The sequence below is a fragment of the Fluctibacter halophilus genome, from assembly GCF_020687825.1.
GTDB lineage: Bacteria > Pseudomonadota > Gammaproteobacteria > Enterobacterales > Alteromonadaceae > Fluctibacter > Fluctibacter halophilus.
Window position 1 is genome coordinate 1,365,491 of the sequence record NZ_JAJEWP010000001.1, and the last position, 18,504, is coordinate 1,383,994.

General features: G+C 53.8%; 10 protein-coding genes. 7 read left to right on the top strand and 3 right to left on the bottom strand.

What is annotated here, in order from left to right:
- Positions 1–166 precede the first annotated feature (166 nt).
- Positions 167–4,564, top strand: a complete 4,398-nt coding sequence (locus tag LJ739_RS06360) for a hypothetical protein (protein WP_229158194.1) — start codon at positions 167–169, stop codon at positions 4,562–4,564.
- On the opposite strand, the gene recD is transcribed toward LJ739_RS06360, so the two are convergent.
- The 3 genes from recD to recC are packed head-to-tail and all read right to left on the bottom strand — an operon-like array spanning position 4,549 to position 13,258.
- On the bottom strand, positions 4,549–6,414 hold the full coding sequence (recD, locus tag LJ739_RS06365; RefSeq protein ID WP_229158197.1) for an exodeoxyribonuclease V subunit alpha: 1,866 nt from the start codon (positions 6,412–6,414) through the stop codon (positions 4,549–4,551). The genes LJ739_RS06360 and recD overlap by 16 nt on opposite strands.
- Positions 6,408–9,965 (bottom strand): exodeoxyribonuclease V subunit beta, encoded by a 3,558-nt coding sequence (gene recB, locus LJ739_RS06370; RefSeq protein ID WP_229158200.1) that lies wholly within the window; start codon positions 9,963–9,965, stop codon positions 6,408–6,410. The genes recD and recB overlap by 7 nt, the downstream gene beginning before the upstream one ends.
- A complete protein-coding gene (gene recC / locus LJ739_RS06375; protein ID WP_229158202.1) occupies positions 9,962–13,258 on the bottom strand; it encodes an exodeoxyribonuclease V subunit gamma in 3,297 nt (1,098 codons plus the stop codon). Before recC ends, recB begins: the two co-directional genes overlap by 4 nt.
- Positions 13,259–13,542: 284 nt before the next feature.
- Here recC and ppk2 point away from each other — a divergent pair, with 284 nt between their 5' ends.
- The 6 genes from ppk2 to LJ739_RS06405 all read left to right on the top strand — a co-directional run bounded on the left by ppk2 (position 13,543) and on the right by LJ739_RS06405 (position 18,413).
- Positions 13,543–14,310 carry a polyphosphate kinase 2 gene (ppk2, locus tag LJ739_RS06380; RefSeq protein WP_229158204.1) on the top strand — a complete coding sequence of 256 codons (768 nt, stop codon included), beginning with the start codon at positions 13,543–13,545 and terminating at the stop codon, positions 14,308–14,310.
- A 157-nt stretch (positions 14,311–14,467) separates the two neighbouring features.
- Positions 14,468–15,268, top strand: a complete 801-nt coding sequence (locus LJ739_RS06385; protein WP_229158206.1) for a PEP-CTERM sorting domain-containing protein — start codon at positions 14,468–14,470, stop codon at positions 15,266–15,268.
- A gap of 56 nt (positions 15,269–15,324) precedes the next feature.
- Positions 15,325–16,035: a phage tail protein gene (locus tag LJ739_RS06390; RefSeq protein ID WP_229158208.1), complete on the top strand. Its 711-nt coding sequence runs from the start codon at positions 15,325–15,327 to the stop codon at positions 16,033–16,035.
- 9 nt (positions 16,036–16,044) lie between these two features.
- The gene (locus tag LJ739_RS06395) at positions 16,045–16,755 is read left to right on the top strand and encodes a phage tail protein (RefSeq protein ID WP_229158210.1); all 711 of its coding nucleotides are present in this window, start codon (positions 16,045–16,047) and stop codon (positions 16,753–16,755) included.
- A gap of 15 nt (positions 16,756–16,770) precedes the next feature.
- On the top strand, positions 16,771–17,481 hold the full coding sequence (locus tag LJ739_RS06400) for a phage tail protein (protein ID WP_229158212.1): 711 nt from the start codon (positions 16,771–16,773) through the stop codon (positions 17,479–17,481).
- Between the two features lie 29 nt (positions 17,482–17,510).
- Positions 17,511–18,413, top strand: a complete 903-nt coding sequence (locus tag LJ739_RS06405; protein ID WP_229158214.1) for an SEL1-like repeat protein — start codon at positions 17,511–17,513, stop codon at positions 18,411–18,413.
- The last annotated feature ends 91 nt before the right edge of the window (positions 18,414–18,504 follow it).

An 18,504-nucleotide genomic window follows, 5' to 3' on the forward strand; every position in this document is an offset into this window, starting at 1 on the left:
TTTACAGCTCGAATTTCTGCCAACACGCTATACTTCCTGTAATGGCGTGGCAAAGGTATCACGCACGGTTCGCTTAGCATAGATCAGACGTGCATCTATCTCAGCGCATCTAGACCGGAAAGACCCTGTTACTGGGTGGCAGTCATCCGGACGAAAGGAATCCATAATGACTGGCAACACGGTAGCAAATGCGCCACTGGCGCCCCCCACTTCCAAGCGACATTGGTTGCTGTATATCATTGTGTTGAGCGCATTGCTGACCGCATTGGGTTACTGGATTTTTCAACAGCGCCAGGATGCACTGATCAATCATGATTATTACCGCGTCTTGTACGAAGCCAGCAATTCGTTCAATCAAAACCTCAACAAACTCAGTAGCCTGCATACCTACCGTGAAAGCGAGTCGTCGATCCGTTCGCTGTTACCCAGCTATCAGCGCGAACCTCCACTTGTGAACCGCGACGACATTCTGAGTGTCACGGTATCCGGCGAATTTAAGTACCGCATCAATGGCATGACACTGGAAGTGATGCGACAACGGCAATACAGCACCGGTACAGCACCCGAGGCGAATGAAGCTGATGGTGAACTTGTCGGCCTGACCAACAACGCAACCGGTGGTAAGGCAAAGCGGATCTCCGCAATCGAGCCGGTTGCCTCACTGGCGATAGAAGACATTCTGCCCCAGCCTGAACTCGGCTTTAGCCAATTTTTATTTACCGACGGTCAGGGCAAGGTTTTGGCCAACACCGGACGTGAGACCGCCATTTCGATTGTTGGGCTGGAAGGCATAGCCGCTGCTATTCAACAACAATCCAAACAGTTCCAGTTCAATTTTAGTGCCCCTGATCAGCAGACCAACGAACCGTCAACCCTGTCTGTAGTGCCTCCGCACAGTACTCATGTGGATGTCACCTTGTCGTACGGCGACTTTCGCGTGTTCATTTTTCCGTTTCCCCTTACCACGCCGTTGACCTATCAGGACGATGCGCCGCTGGAAACCCTATATCTCGTCGGTCTGCTACCGATTGAGAAACTGTATCAACGGGGTCAGGGGTACTGGAATGTGTCAGTGTTTGCGGTCACCTTGATCAGTCTGGTTTTTATCTGGACGATTCTGCGCTTGTTTATGCTGCCCCCGCAGCAATCAATCACACCGCTGTATCGGGTGTTCACAGTGTTAGCCAGCAGCGTGTTTTTTGTCACCGTGCTGGCCCTGTTTATTGCCTACAGTCAATCCTGGCAACAGAAACATCATAAAAAAGTACGCGCCGCCGAATACGCCAGTCAACTGCAACAAAGGCTGAAAACGGATCTGGCCGCCGTGTTTAATAACCTGACCCTTTACCGGCACTTCTATCATCCCCTGATCGATTGGCTCAACACCGACCCCAGACATCCGCCAGATCCCAATGCAGAAAGCCTGACCCGAGCCCGTGAAGCCTACCTTTCCCACGATGCGAGCCAACGCTTCAATGACGTGATTCGCCGTGGGATCGTCGACATGACTACAGATAACCAGCATAACCTGTGTGTCCCACGGGTGCCCAGACCTGTTCTGAGTGCGATTCCCGGACGCCTGACCGAACTCAGTGTGGTCAACAGCACCCATCATTCACCCAGCTTAAGCTTTGATTTTAAACGCCATGAAGAAGCCACATTGATGACTGCATTTGCGAAAAACCAGTCCAACCTGGCAATCATGGATTTTTACGCCGGTAACTACCGCTTCAGCTTTGAACAGGACGGTTCGGTACAGACATTTGTCACGCCACAACAACAAGCTATTACACCCTCAAACGAACCCAGCGATTGCTCTGCCGATGTCCCGTCTTTCCCTTTGTTAACGGTGTTCGCATTGAATACCGACGGTAATTCCGTGTTACCTTCGGTATACATGCAGGAGAGCAACGCTGTCCCCTCAACCTTCAGTCTTGCCCACCGGGACTACTACAAACAGGTCAGGGATCAACGGGGCTGGCAACTGCGTATGGAAAACGACCTTCTGCCCGACACCGCCAACCACAACCTGTACATTCAGCGCTTGTTAAACATCAACAACGGCACTCGCGGCACCACCGTCTCGATGCCCATGTATGGCCCCGGCTCAGCATCTCAGATTGACCCTGAACGGGGCTACGTGCTTGGCGCAGATGTGATCCTGCCGTCCATGACATTGGCGCCGCCAGCGCCATTGGACATGCTACACATGGTGGTTAACCGACACACCGGTGATGTGCTGTTTCACAGTGATATGCGTCGCTCGCTGGTAGAGAACCTGTACTTCAGTAGTCATGATGTCAGTGCCATCACTCACGCCATCCGTGGGACTCAGGACGTAACCTCGTCTGCCCGGCTGTCGAATCTGAAGGCCACCACCCTGGACGGCGTTTATCATGGTAAACCCGGACAATTTATGATCCGTCCGACGCCGGTTGATCAATGGGCGTTGGTGATCTTCTACCCCGATGACAGCATCGATGGTTTTATGACCCAGCTATTCAGTTACATCGGCGTTGTGCTAAGTGCAAGTCTGGTGTTAATCGTAGTGATCATCTTCCTGCTCCGGGCCGTGTTCAACACCCAACACCTGAAACAGCGTCTGGGCATGCCATTGCAGAGCAATGGGCGCTTATGGGGATTGATCACCACTGTCCTGTTGGTGTGGACAATGGCCTGTTTTTACGTGGGTATACGACTGGATTTGCGTGACTGGGACAGTCAACCGGTGTATTTCGGACCCGCGTTCGCTATTGTCGGTCTGTTATTTGCCTTACTCATCGCCTATTGGGGACTGAAGCGCTATTTCAGCCCCTTCTGCAGCGATGGTGCTGGGGGCGTCAGTCGCAGTGCCCGACAACTATTGCTGGCCAGCAGCATCTTCATTGCAGTGATCCTTATCCATGTCAGTCTGACGGCCAGACTTCCCTACTTGCAACTGGCAGGCTACCACCAGCAACAGTTCTGCCAGCGAGTAAATCACGAGCGTCAGGAGTTACGCAACATTGCCCTGAGCCGATACCCTAACACCATCACCCGAAGTCAGATTGACCCCTTGACATTATTACCCCTTGAACACGTGGAGGGCTGGCGTGAGGTGTTACTGGGCGAAGAACCGTTATGCAAGGGCTACTCACAGGCAGCAGGTCCACGAGATCTATCCTCGCTATCCACCCACATCGGTACAGTGGCGTCGTGGCGCTGGATCCAACAATATGTGCTGGGTGACTTTTCATCGCTGACAACAGCAAACACGGTACCACTCGACAGCCAATCATTACGCCAGGGCTATCCGCTGACCTTCAGTACACAGATTTCCTTTGCACTCACAACATTGCTGGTGACAGCGTTACTGTGCATGGCATGGCTACAGTTTAATCGCCGGGTGCTGTGGGAACGCCTGTATTGTTCAGACCGTTTCATCGCCCATATTGACGGGCTGGTTAACTCGCAACAGCATGTTACTCATGAACACCGCAGTGACCGTCTGGTGGTGGATCCCGGCACAATCAAACGGGATGGTATTGGTCTGAATTTGCTATTGTTCCATCTACGCCAAACTGACAAATGCAAGGAGCTGATGCCTGGCTTTGATCAGTTGGCCCGACAGATCCCGGTACTGATGCGCGCGGTGGGCGATGGCATGCAGTTCCCAAACTTAAAGATCAGCGTCGATACTGCTGATCCCGAAGGCCTGTTCAACGTTGAATTGTGGGATCTTGAAACCTGTCTGGAGTCAGAAACCCTGCGCAGTACCCTGTTCGAACTGATCATCGAACTGAAATCCATGACCCTCAGTGGGCGCATTCATCACTTTACGTTGTACACCGGTTTCCACAGCTTACATCGCATCAACGCAAAAGAAACACTCATTACCGGCTTACCCTCTTTGCAGCAAAGCGAATACCTGGCCTGGGCCGATTGCCTGATGGATTTTAATGTGGTGGTACCAAAGGCCATGCAATCTCACATCGATCCGCACATCTGGCAGCGTGAAATCCAGCACATTCCTGAATTGCATTACTTGTTGAACATTGCCACGACCCACGGCAACTATCAGCCACAGGCCTTGGGCAAAGAAGATCGCGATGAACAGTTAACCCGTTGCTGGCAAACCATCAATGTGATCAGAATGCACGCCGAAGCGTTGTATCGCTTCAAGTGGGAGTCCTGTTCGAATGCGGAAAAACTGGCGCTGTACAATCTGGCAAACGGTAAACGACTCAACCCTGCCAATGCCAATATGATTGAACAGCTTGCTCTGAATGGCTTGATTCGGGTACATCATGGACATCTGGTACTGATCAATCAGAGTTTTGAACAGTTTGTTCTCAACGCCGAACCGCCGCAAACCCTCGATTTACTGATGCGTCAAAGCGAAACCGGCGCGTGGAAAAGTTATCGCCTGCCCCTGGGCATTCTGATCCTGGTGGTGATTGGTGGGATCGCATTAACGTCCGGTGAGTCCATATACATTATCGCGGCCTCGGTGGCTGGTGTATTGGGTACCGTCGCCAGTGTAACCAACAGCGCCAATTTGTTGCGCGGTCAGGGGCGGGAATGAGTATCCGGTATAGCAAGCCGTGTCGCCAGTGCGCTACTGCGGGTACATCGCGTTTCCAGACTGACAGCAAGTTGCGCCTCAGAACCGAACAGTGAAAAGGTGCGTTTCGCCCTTGTCAGTCCAGTGTACAACAATTCCCGGGTCAACCCTCTTGCTGTGCTACCCCGTTCCTCGGGTAAACACAGAATAACGTCGTCAAATTCAGACCCCTGGCTCTTGTGGATGGTCATGGCATACACCGTTTCGTGAGCCGGCAATCGACTGGCAAGCAGCCCCCGCAGCGTGCCGTCTGCCTGGGCAAACCAGGCTTTCATCAACGCCGGATTAGCCGGATCAGGCGCAATAATTGCCACATCACCGTTAAACACACCGAGTTGTGGATCGTTTTCTGTCACCATCACCGGGCGCCCCAGGTAATGCTCTCCGCTGATGGTTAGCAGCCCTTCGGCCACCAGTTGCTGTTCAACCCGCAGGTTTATCCCATCAACGCCCAACGGCCCGCGTCGCTGCGCACACAAAATCTGCGCTTTGAACCAACTTCGCATTGCCTGACTGAGTTCCCCACGGGCAATGAGCCCAAGGTAAGACTGGTAATGAGACATCATGCGCCTGACAATCTCATCCGGCTGTGGTGCATGCTGCCAGTACAATACGTCAGAATGTGCTGCAAACAGCGCCTGACAGGCTGATGTATCACCTTGCCGGAAGGCTGCTGATAACTGACCGATGGGACTGGTTGCTGAAAAGCGATGACTTTTCTGTAGCACGACCAGGTTGTCATCAATAAGACTCCGTGGTTCAGACCGGGCTGGCAACGTGGTTCCCGTCAGACTGGTCAGGGCTTCACACTGTTGTTTGCTATAGCCAATCTGTTGTTCCTGTCCCAATGCCGCGGCACAGATATCGGATAGCACACTACCGGTTTCAACCGACGCCAGTTGCTCGCGATCACCCAACATGATCACTTTGGCATGAGGTGGAAGCGCTTCAAAAAGCTTGCACATCATCGGCAGATCGATCATCGATGCCTCATCAACCACCAGCACGTCCAGATGCAGTGGCCGGAAGCGACCATATTTAAAGTCACTGCGCAAATACTGGGTGCCGAGCAAACGGTGCAGCGTCTCGCACTGCTGCGGAATGCTCGTTTGTAGCGTTGGCGGCAAATGCTTGATTGCAGAACGCACCGACTCGCCAAGGCGAGCTGCCGCTTTTCCGGTCGGTGCCACTAAACGTATCACCCGCTCAATGCCCTGTTGCCGGGCGGCGCCCTGCAATACTGCTAACAGTCGGGTGACCGTTGTGGTTTTACCGGTCCCCGGACCGCCGGTGATGATACTGAGGCGCTGACGGGCGGCAACCGCCACAGCCATCTTTTGCCAATCTACCTGCTGTTGTACTGGCTCTGGGAAGACCTGCTCAAGTAAACGTCCTACGCCATCATCGACCGGATCCGTTTGTCTGGCACGATCTATCAACTGAATCGCCAACCGCCATTCATACCACCAATAGCGTTGCAGGTAGAGATTGTCTCCCTCCAGCACCAACGGGGCGGCAACATCGTCAGGTGATGTGCATAGCGGCTCAACCACAGCAACGCAGGCGGCATTTGTCAGCAGGCGGCGCACAGTGGTTGGTTCTGATAACGAGGGCTCGGATAGCCAGTGACACAAGCGCTCTATCGACACACAACTGTCCTGTTCACCCAACCGGGCACTGAGCAACGCCGCGATGGCCCCCATTTGCACCTGGTTGTGGCTCTCCCGTTGCTGGATGAATTCACCAAACGCTGCATCAATGGCACGCAATGCGCCATTTTCAAGGTGCTGTGATATCCAGGGATTTACCACGATAACTCTCCCTGTTGTGGCGTTTCAGCCCCTACGGACTGACCTTTAAACAACCGGTCAAGGGCTAGGATCAGGGACTTGGCAGGGCGATGGGCATACACACCCGCCCCATTGTCGGCATCCGTCATGCCCCGCAAGAACAAATACCGTGCACCGCCAATGTGTTGTTCATAGTCATAGTCTGCCATCCAACTCCCCAGCCAGCGATGCAGCGCCAGGCAATAAATGATGATTTGCAGGTGATAATCATGATCCGTCATCGCCGCAAACAGACGCTCCGTCGTATAGTCCTGGGAGGTGTCGCCCAGATGATTGGATTTGTAATCGATCACGAAATACTGTCCGTCCACCTGCACGGTCAAATCAATAAAGCCTTTAAGCATGCCGTTCAAATGCTCCAGGTGGTAGTGAGGTAAGGGCACATCACTATGGCGTTGCAACAGCTGATTGAACACTCGGCCATCTACCGAATCGAGGGGCAAATGAAACGCCATTTCCGCCCTGTAGTGCTGTCGGGGCAATGATGCCAACGGGAGGGACCGGTCACCGAACCGGATGGGATACGCCACCACATTGAATAACCATTGCTCAATGGTGGACTGCCACTTTTCATCAATACCGAACCACTGTCGCTGTTGCTCAATCAGCGCGGGAAGTTCATCAGGTTGATCAAATACCCATTGCTCCAACACACCGTGCAAAAAGGAACCTGCCTGTGCGCCGCGCTCAAAGGTAAACGGTGACAGCAGATCCTGACGATGTGCATTGATGTCGTCCTCCATCACCCTGTCAGTGCCACGCTCGGTACCTTCATCCGAACCTGGTCTAACATGACTCAGGGGGTCCTGCCCCAGCCTCGCAATGCCTGAATAGCTGGTCATTTGCCAACCTCTGCTGACCGGCTGCGGCAACTGCGCCACCTCTGCCTGGCCTTGTGCCAGAGGTTCAGAATAATCACTGGGCAGAGTGTCATCAGCAATACCCACTGCACGAACCCCAACATGTTCAAGCTGCGCAATCGCATGCAAAGGTTGCTGTAATTCACCGTTGTCAGCGCCGGACAGCAACAGGTGGCCCAGCGAGGTTTGCGCCAGCATGCTAGCTTTGCGATTACCCGACTTCGGCTGCCAGATCCCTACTTCACAGTAATACTTGGCGCGGGTGAGTGCCACATACAGCAATCTTACATCTTCGGCCAGCGCCTCTTTACCGTGTCGCTCCCGCGCATCAGGCCCCTCGAGGTAATCCACCATCAGGCGATCGCTGTCATCGTGATACAGCATGCCGTTGCGATCCCGATAACGGGCTGCAAAAGGGAGCAACACCACAGGGTACTCGAGTCCCTTGGCACTGTGCATGGTCACAATCTGGATCAGGTGCTGATCGGTTTCCAGCCGCAATTGTTGCGACTCCGCACTGTGATCGGGGTCTTCCAGGCATTCAGCCAACCAATGAACCAGTTGTAGCTGATTAGGTTTTCGTTGCCCCTGTTCCTGCAATAATTCGCAAAGGTGGCGAAAATCGGTCAGGCTGCGTTGTCCCTGGTCGCCCTGCGACATCCACACGCTGGCGAGTGAAAAGTGTTGCGCGATGGTTTCCAGCATTGCCATGACACCGTGACGTAACCATATCCCATGCCAGACAAACGCCAGATCCATCAGGTTCTGCCATGCACCATCATCACTGAACAGCGCCTCCAGTTGCGCTGCGGTTTTCATCAACATATCACTGCACAACGCGGCTTTAAGCAATCGCTCATCCGCCGGTTCAGCCATTGCCCGCAGTAACAGGTAAACGCTGTAGGCTGTCGAAGTGGCAAACACACTCTTACGCACCAGAAAGACGCTTTGCAGACCCTGCTGTTGCAGAGACGACTTGATCAAATCGGCTTCATTACGATCCCTGACCAAGACACATACATCACCTGGGGTCAGTGACTGGCCATCGTCATAGTGCGCGTTTTGTAGTATCCAGTTTGCCCGTTGTGCACAATCCCTTGCCATAACAGCTGACGCCTGCTCCCAGGGGATGGGTGTTTGCGGGTCATCAACGTCGAGGGCGGCAAACACCACACTGTCCAAGGCATTATCGTCAACCCGTAAGGGTGACAGTGGTTTTGCCGCACTGACCGGTTGAAACGGGATCCGCTGCTGCATCGCAAAAGGATCTGCTCCCCGTTGGAAGAGCTGATTAATCGCCTCTACCACACCTTGCTGGGATCGCCAATTTGTGCCCAGGGTAAACTGATGCTGCTCTTCAACATCGCCCCTGGCCTTGAGGTAGGTAAAAATATCCGCGCCGCGAAAACTGTAGATCGCCTGTTTGGGATCCCCAATCATGATCAAATTGTGGTTTTGCACAGCATTGCGCTGTTGGTCATAAATGGTTGAGAAAATCGCATATTGCACCGGGTCGGTATCTTGAAATTCATCGATCAACGCGGCCGGATAGCGACTCAGAATACCGTCAATCAACGCCCTTCCCTGCGGGCCCCGAATCGCTTCTTGCAATGTGCTCAATAAGTCGTCGGGTGCCAACACCGCGCGTTTCGCTTTGTGCCCTTTGAGACCTTCCAACACTTGTCGATGAGCGTCTCCTGCAATCGCAAGTCTGAGGGTCTGCATGGTGACCGGCCACTCCTCCACCAGCGCATCCAGCAAGGAAAAATCCACATCATCGAGTTTTGACTGATCGGCTTTTGCCACACTGGCCATGATCTTGGAAGAATGTAACCCTTGCCAGCCCTCTTTTAACGGCGGTTCTGTGCGCTCGCTGCGCATAAATTCACTCAGCGCACTGAGCACCCCGTCTTTACCCAACGCACGGTTTTTTGCCAGCTTTACCTGGCTAAGTCGTTGTGCCATGTCCGCCGACATCCACCACTGTTTGACAGCACCGATACGCTGTTCGAGGGCCATTGCGGCAGCAATCGCCGTTTGTTTATCAGCGTGTTGCAGTGTTCTGGCCTGACGGTACAACAGCGGTTGCAACCAGCCCAACAGGGCCTCAGGTGAAGCCCAACGCTCGCTGACCTGAGCCAGTACCATTGTTGGCAATGTCACAATCTCACGGCGCCAGTAATCCTCAACAGCTTCGGCCAGCCATGGCCGTTCATCCAACACCAGGGTTTGCTGATACGTTGAACCACTTTCAAACGCATGCTCGGTCAACACCCGCTGACAGAACCCATGAATGGTGTAGATGCTTGCCTTATCCATCTGTCGCGTGGCCAGCAATAGCCGTTGCTGCAAGCGCTGAGGATCATCTGTTTGCGCCATCAGCCATTGCACAAAATCATCATCACTGTGGCCGCGATATACATCCAGATAGGCCTGATAAAGCTTAGTGCGGATCCGTTCACGCAGTTCTGCCGTGGCGGCATTGGTAAAGGTCACCACCAGGATCTGCTCCACACTCAGTGGAGCGCCACCGATACCCAACAACAAGCGCAAATACAAATTTACAATCGTGTAGGTTTTACCAGTACCCGCACTGGCTTCAATCAGTGCGTTGCCCTGCAACGGAAAGGTCTTGATATCGAGCAACCTCATTGGTCACGCGCCTCCAAAGCTTTCAAAGGGCCCATTATCTGTTCCGCCAGGCGAGTGAACGACACCCATTGTTCATCCAGCGAAGGACAAACCCGTGCCACATGCACATCCTGACCTTCACCACGAGCAAACGCTGAACCGGCAAAACTGTTTAGCGTCAGTTCACGGTTGCCACTGGATACCCATACCCAGGCGCTGTCCGGGAAAAACATTAGTGCTTGGGCGAGACCTTCCTGCCACAAGCCAACAAGCGAGGCCAGCCTTGCCTGAGCGTCATCCGCCGACACTGGCCCCAGGCGGCAGGTCACCGCTTTACCTTTGTCCAGTCCGACGTGCACCGCTTCCTGCCATTGCCCGGGAGTCGCGCACACACACAACCATGCAAGGTACAAAGAAAACCGATCCCTACCACGAATTGCGCCAGGACGATGTAACACCAACCGACCGCCATAAACATCATCAACAACACCGTCAATACGGCCATTCGGTAATTCGAGATTGAGACGCAGGCGTCTTCGCTCCTGCCCTGCGACAAACGGCTCAATGGCCTGTGTCAATGTGTGCGCAACATCAGAGACGCGTTGATACGACAGTGTTTGCATGCTGCCCAGTGGCAACCGCCCCTCGGCCTGCAGACGCAAGCGTTGAGCCTGTTGTTGTTTTTCCATGCCCGGATGCAGGAGGCTTTCCACCAGTTGATAGCGTGACAAACCATCCAGGGTGAATGCTTCAAGATCGTGACTGGCATCCTTGTCAACTGCCAGGCTAACGTGCCAACGCTGTCGAAAAAAGCCGCGCGCGGGGTTGGCGAAAAAGCGCTGCAACTCTTCCAGCGTCACCGAGGTATCCTGTTCGAGGTACAGGGGGGACAATGGCTGTGCATTGAACGGTTGTGCCTCAATCCGTTCAGTTGCCAATGCCGTCAACCATCGGGACTGAAAACTCTGCAACGGTGAACCTGGCTCAAAGTAGCGTGGATGAAATGGCTGCAAGGCGTGAGAGGTACACAGGTGGTCGGTTAACGCGCTGACACTGTCTTCGGAACTATGCTCGGTACTGTGTTCGAGTCTGAAGGTCTGCTGACAATACTCGAGCAATTCCGCCACCAGCACACTGGCACCCAGCTCAGCGTTATCCTTTTCGCTCATCCCGATGTAGCTCAGATACAAGCTATCTCGTGCCGACAAAACCGCTTCCAGAAACAGATAACGGTCATCCATACGCCGGGAACGGTCGCCCCGTTGGCGGGGATGCTGGCGCATCAAATCAAACCCCAGAGTCACCGACTGGCGGGGATACTGACCTTCATCAAGGCCGAGAATACACACATGACGAAACGGTACGCTACGCATCGGCATCAGCGTACAGAAATTAACGTACCCGGCCAGGAATCGCTGACCGACGCCACTTTCATCCAGACGGGCTGACAACTCTGCAACAAACACATCCTGATCCACCGTACCCGGGAATTGTGCCTCATGTTGCTGGCAGGACTCGATCGCCTGACGTAACTGTTGCAGCGGTTGCTGGTTATCTTCCTGCTCATCGTACAGGGCATCCACCAGTGTCAAGGCCCCCTGCACTTTTTCGCTCAATGTTGCGCTCTGACAACAAAAATCCAGTGCGTCGCGGATCACCCTGAGAAACAACCAACACTTTCCAAGCGCAACGGCATGTTGGCCTTCCAGGTGTTCATAGGGCGCAATGACCTCGTCATTGTGTTGCCACAATTGCTCACCGTGCATTGCATAACCGGCCAGCAGGCGTTGTAGCCCAAACAGCCAACTATTGGTGTTGTCCTGAGGTACCGACCAACGGCCCTTGTCAGCACCATCCCACCCCCAACGAACACCCGCATCGTTTAGCCAGTAGCGGATCACGTCATATTCCTGACTGTCGATGTCAAATTTGCGCTGAACACTCTCAATGTCCAGCATCGCCATCACATCGGTCAGTGTTAATCGTTGGTGATGAAGTTGCAGTACCTGCAAAAAACCGGCGATAACAGGAGACGCTTCGGTAGCCCTGCGATCTGACAGCGCATAGGGAATGTATAACCCTGCGTCAGTATGGCCAAATACACCGTCAATGTACGGCGCGTAGGCGGCTATATCCGGCATCATGACGACAATGTCGCCGGGGGTGAGGGTCGGATCAGCCCTGAACAGGTGTAATAGGTGGTCGTGCAGTATTTCCAACTCGCGAACTTTTGAATGACAGGCATGCACACTGATGCTGCGATCCCCTTCAGCTACAGCAAATTTGGGGTAAGCAATACCATCGGAGAGTAACTCTTCAGCTGACAGCGGAGACGTTGAACCACGATGGGTCAATTGATACACATCGCGATGTAAACACCCCAACATGGTATTGGCCTCTGGCGGCTCGAAGCTATCATGCTGCTGGATGTCGAGGTCCAGTAACATGTCGAGAAATTCTCGGCCCAGTTTCCCCCAACCCGCTAACAATGGATTACCCACATCCAGATAGTCTGCCTCTTCTTTTTCGGCCAACTGCGCGGCAGTCAATGTTGACGGATCGACAATATCCGCCCAATACTCAGCACTGGGGTTGAGCCAGAAAATGACTACCTCGCGATGGGCAGACAACACATTGAGGATCTCCAACTGCTGCCGGGGCATGGCAGAAATGCCAAACACGTACAATGGCCGTTGCGCGTTTTGCTCAGGCGTACCTGTCAACGCCTGCAGTAAGGCCTGATGAAGATTGGCCCGATGCCAGGGCGCCTCACCCAGCGACGCAGTGTAGTCAACCAGGTGACGCCATAGTTCAGGTTGCCACGCATGCTGGCCGATATCCGCCGGCACTTGCTGGTGTTGCTCCCACGCCGAGATCCAATCGGGCCGATATACCAGATACTGGTCAAAAACATCCGCAATCTTGTGGCATAACTGGTAGCGCTTGAGCGGTTGCTCATCGGCCAGATAGTCTGCCACCGGCGCGAAAACAGGTTGATCCAGCAGGGTTGGTAGAATCGCCATCAACTTCCAGGTCATGTTTGGCTTTGTGAACGCAGATTGTTCAGGTAGATCAGCCATGGCCTCTTTGTATAGCTGCCAGATGTAACTGGACGGCAACGGACATTCGATATTTGCAGCAATGCCCAATCGTTCGCCGATGGCGATATGCAGCCAGGTTGCCATGCCGGGGCTTTGCACTAAAACGGTAGTGGGTTCAAACGGGTTATCGCTGCAGGGAGGATGATTTGCGATCCAGGCCGCCAGGTGATTGGCCAATGATTCCATGCGATTGGACTGCACAAGGTGTAACAACGGTTAAGCACTCCCTGAGTTGGCGTTGTCTGAAACATCACATTTTACGTGGAGAACAACAGTGTACCAAGCATGAGTGCAAATGCATGGTTTTTGTGACGGATGAAGGCGTCGTTTTTTCATCGCAGATGCAAAAGAGCGAAGCAAAATGTCCGGCAACGCCTCCACGGCGTGAATAAACAAACCGCGTTACTACAAATAAGGTACAGCACCGTGCTGTTTAAGGTGTGAATCACACTCCCCTTTGGCTACACTGCGAGTAATCCCTATCAAATACGCTCGACATGGATAAGACTACCTACAAACAGCAATTGTCCCAACTTAGCCACCGTCTGGTGGAATGGCAATCCTGGGTCGCGGCCACCGGCCAGCGGGTCGTTATCCTGTTTGAAGGACGCGATGCCGCCGGTAAAGGCAGCATGATCCGGGCCATCAGCCGCCATCTTAACCCTCGTATCGTCAGAGTGGCGGCGCTGGGCAAGCCATCCGATAAACAACGCAGTCAATGGTACTTCCAGCGCTATGTTGCCGAACTGCCCAGCGCCGGTGAAGTCGTGTTGTTTGACCGCAGTTGGTACAACCGCGCGGGGGTAGAACAGGTGATGGGCTTTTGTACTGACGCAGAGTATCAGGAATTTTTACGCACCTGCCCGATGTTTGAAGACATGCTGCAAGGCAGCGGCATTTTGTTGCGTAAATACTGGTTATCGGTATCTGATGAAGAACAACAACGTCGCTTTCAGGCCCGCATCGATAACCCACTGAAACGTTGGAAGTTTTCAAACATGGATAACGAGTCCAGACGCCGCTGGGTTGCTTATTCACAGGCCAAAGATGCGATGTTTGCTCATACTGACGTGGCCAGCAGTCCCTGGTGGGTGGTGGATGCCGATGATAAACGTCGAGCCCGCCTCAACTGTATTGCTCACTTGCTCGACAGTATGCCCATTGAGCCACACCCCTACCCCAAAGAATCCCTGTGGCCGATTCAGCGCGAAGGCTATGAACGGCCGCCAATGCACCACCAGAATCATGTACCCAAACGCTATTAGAGCGTTGAAAAATAGGGCTTTTTCGTCAGCCTTTTTTACACTCAAACAAATCCTTTATCGATGATTTTTTGCAACACTATGAATTTAATCACTATTTTATTTGTGGCCATAGAGTTGCATGACTAATTTTTGCACAATAACGTCAAGGAACAACACGATGCGTATTACCCGTAAGTTTGTCACCGTGACGCTGGCTTTCTGTTTGCTGTTGACCAACCAGACGTCTTTCGCCGCTCCCATCCCTGTCGGGCTGGATATCACGGGCACCATGGAAACCACCCAAGTCGATCCCTTTGCCACCTTGCTGGCGGATGGAAACGTCCACGAAGGCGGAGCAACTACCGGTCCGATTGATATCAGCGGACTTGGCAGTGTTAATGGCACCTTCACCGCGACCGATGATGGATTTGACATGGGCGCAACCGCGACTGGAAACGGCGGGGACGGCATTGCATATGGCATATTTGGCAATGATTTCCTGATCGACGTTGCCATTGCGATGACCAACAACACCGCTGACACCTTGCGCCTTACCTGGTCACTGAGCTGGGGAATGTCGGTTGATGCGGATGGTGATGATGCCTTCGCAGAAGCAAGCATGTCTTTTGATGATGGGCTGAGCACCTTAATCGCCAGTAATGTCATCTCTGATACTGTCTTCGGCGATGCCAAAAATCAAAACGATCTGGGTACACTGGGCGCCAATATCACCGATTTCGGGGCCACCATCTTTGTGTTTGACCTCACTGCCGGCGCATCCGCCGATCTGAATGGCTTGTTTGGTCTTCGCGGCGGTACGTACACGACCGTTGGAGACTTTGCGGCGTTAGGCGATTTTAACCTGAGACTGCGCAGTGTTGAAAATCTTACGCCGCCGGTACAGACCCCGGAACCATTAACCATCTTACTGATTGGCTGTGGTTTACTCGGTATCGCCCTTTATCGACGTAAAGCCTGAACCTGATATTTCCCGGTAGTGTGTGGTAGGGAACCCAACCCAACGAGGGGAATCTCATGAAAACCCGTCTTATCGGTGTTGTACTCGGCAGCGTAATGCTAGTCGGCACAGCACCCGCCGCTTTTGCATGCGGCTTCAACCCTATGCTCGGCGGTATTTGTACCTTTGCCGGTAATTTTGCTCCCCGTGGCTATGCATTTGCCCACGGTCAGCTAATGCCTATCAACCAATACCCGGCATTGTTTTCAATCTTTGGTACCACCTACGGCGGTGACGGCAGAACCACCTTTGGCCTGCCAGATTTACGCGGTCGGACCGCCATTGGATGGGGCCAGGGACCTGGATTGCAGCCATATAACCTTGGCCAGAAAGGGGGCCAGGAGGCAGTAACATTGAGCGTCGCCCAATTACCGACTCATGGCCACACGGCTATCACAACCGTAGACGCCGGTATAGACCCCACACAGCTGAACAACGGCTTGCAAATCAGTCTGCATGGCATAGCCTCTACGGGAGACACGACGTCCGCGCAAAATGCATCCCTGGCGATCATTAACCAACGCCGGGCCGGCTATTACAGTACAACCGCACCGGATGTCACCCTGGCCGCGCAAGCGGTCAACGTGGATGTCAGCGCCACTAGCTCTGCGTCCGCTACCACAACGGTGAATCCCAATGGCGCTAATCTTAGCCATGAAAACCGCATGCCCTACACCGCACTCAACTGGACAGTTGCTCTTGTCGGCATCTTTCCTTCACGCAGCTAGGAGATCATGATGACATCGTTAATCAAACACCCACTGCGTACAAGCCTGCTCGGTCTGGGTTTAAGCGCTGGCCTATTGGCATCACCGCTGGCCTCAGCCTGTCCTGCCACGCCGTTTATTGGCGGCATGTGCGCATTTGGTGGTAATTTTGCGCCCCGAGACTGGGCCATGGCACAAGGGCAACTGCTGCCCATCAACCAACACACCGCACTGTTTTCATTGATCGGAACCACCTATGGTGGCGATGGCAGGACCACCTTTCAGTTGCCAGACCTGCGCGGCCGCAGTGCCGTTGGTCAGGGCACTGGACCGGGCCTATACAACGTGAGAATGGGACAACGGGGTGGCGCGGAATTTGTCACCTTAAACATTACCCAGATGCCCAGCCATGGTCACAGTGCTTCAACCAGCGTAACGGTTCAGATTGACAGTTGGTCTGTCACCGCAAACCTCGTCGCACAGGACGCCGTCGGTAGCACTGCATCACCATCATCGGCAATGCTGGCGCAAAACAACGCATCATCGGTGTACAGCAGCCAGGCCCCCAACATCGCCCTCGCTGCAGATGCCATCGAAGCGACCGCCAGTGCCTCCATGAGTGCTTCGGCAACCACCAACATTGGATTGTCAGGGAGCGGTCAGTCTCATGAAAACCGCATGCCGTATCTGACGGTTAATTGGATCATTGCCTTACAGGGCCTCTATCCCTCACGCAGCTAGCAAAGGAGCATTATCATGACACTTAAACTACGGTCTGTTTTGCCGCTGGCATTACTGATGGGAACCTCAGTACCAGCCCAGGCCTGCGACGCTGAGCCTTTCCTGGCAGAAGTCTGTCCTGTGGCATTCAATTTCGCGCCGCGCGGATGGGCATCCCTTGAAGGACAGTTACTGGCCATCAATACCAATCAGGCGCTGTTTTCCCTGCTCGGGACAAATTACGGCGGTGACGGTCGAACCACCTTTGGTTTACCGGATGCCCGGGGACGAACGGTTATCGGTGCAGGCCAGGGACCGGGACTCAGCAACTACCGTTTGGGCGCAACAGGCGGTGCTCAGGTGGTCACATTGAACGTGGCCCAGATGCCGTCCCACAATCACGTGGCAACCACCACTGTATCAATTGATACCACCATCAACGTCGACGCACAGATCAACGCCAATTCCGGCACGGCGAATCAAAGCAGTCCGAGCGGTAATTATCTGGCGATGGCACCGGGCAGCAATACCTTTTACCGCAGTTACTCTGCGACATTGCCCACGGTTAATATGCAAGCTGACAGTGTTCAGTTGTCGTTACCGGACACAGGGTCCGTTACGCCAAGTGCCAATGGGTCGACCACGGTTGGTATTAACGGCGGCAACCTGTCCCACGAGAATCGCTCCCCTTACCTGGGTGTTAACTGGGTCATTGCAACCGTAGGAGCCTACCCATCAAGAAGCTGATCCCCATACTGTTGCTGACTGTCAGTCCTGTGCTTTGTTCCGCGCAGGATTGGCAGGCTGCGCTTAGCGACGCGCATCAGTTGATGGCCGCAGGCAACGTTGACCAGGCCATGGCCGCCTATCAGGAACATGCTGAGCAAGGCAATCCGTTGGCGGAATTTGCCCTCGGCTGGCAACTTAAACTGAATGCCGAACAGGCAGCTGAAGATGAACGCCCGCCATTGCGCCGACAGGCTTGTCAGTGGTTTGAGAAAGCCAGTACACAGCATATTCCCGTTGCCATGCAGGAAACCGGACATTGCTATCGGGATCGTATTCTGCCCGATGATGCCCCCCTTGAAACTGCCCTGCTGGTGTATACCAATGCTGGTCAAAACGGTCTACCGGCAGCTTTTTGTGATGTAATGACTATCAGCGCTCGCCTGAACAAACCCTACACAGACGCGATGGCTCACTGCGAGGCGGTTGCCAGTCAGGGCGCCATTTATGCTCAGCGACAATTGATCGCGTTGTTTGCCGCCTCCAAGGACACCGCCCAACAAGCCCTTTACTGGCTGTCAGTCGCAGCACAGAAAAACGGCCCTGAAGCCTATCAGTACGGCATGACGTTGGCCCAGTCAGATCCGCCGTCACCGGAACAAGCATTGTACTGGCTGGAACACGCTGCCAGTCTCGGCTTTTTGCCCGCGTACCTGGAAACCGCCGCTCGCTATTTACAGAAAATTAAGCCCGACACGCCCGTCGAACAGGCATCCCAATGGTTAGCCAAAGCGTACGTCTGGTCGAACGCGTGGCAGCAACGGGTACCGTCGGACATCGAAAAACCAGACTGGATTGCCAATGTGCAGGCCTCCACTCCCGATGCCTGGCAGGATGAACTGAACGCCAAGGTAGCACAACATATTGCTAAGTTATCCGAACCATCAGGCTAATCTGCCCCACCCCTCATCGCCGACAAAAAACGTTTAGCCACCGGGATGGCTTTGTTACCATACTGACTTTCGCAGTAAAACCATCCAGGAT

Excerpts from the sequence above, each read along its gene's own strand:
- LJ739_RS06395 (WP_229158210.1), top strand. The coding sequence starts at position 16,045 with ATGACATCGTTAATCAAACACCCACTGCGTACAAGCCTGCTCGGTCTG.
- ppk2 (WP_229158204.1), top strand. The coding sequence starts at position 13,543 with ATGGATAAGACTACCTACAAACAGCAATTGTCCCAACTTAGCCACCGT.
- recB (WP_229158200.1), bottom strand. The coding sequence starts at position 9,965 with ATGAGGTTGCTCGATATCAAGACCTTTCCGTTGCAGGGCAACGCACTG.
- LJ739_RS06390 (WP_229158208.1), top strand. The coding sequence starts at position 15,325 with ATGAAAACCCGTCTTATCGGTGTTGTACTCGGCAGCGTAATGCTAGTC.
- LJ739_RS06360 (WP_229158194.1), top strand. The coding sequence starts at position 167 with ATGACTGGCAACACGGTAGCAAATGCGCCACTGGCGCCCCCCACTTCC.
- LJ739_RS06385 (WP_229158206.1), top strand. The coding sequence starts at position 14,468 with ATGCGTATTACCCGTAAGTTTGTCACCGTGACGCTGGCTTTCTGTTTG.
- LJ739_RS06400 (WP_229158212.1), top strand. The coding sequence starts at position 16,771 with ATGACACTTAAACTACGGTCTGTTTTGCCGCTGGCATTACTGATGGGA.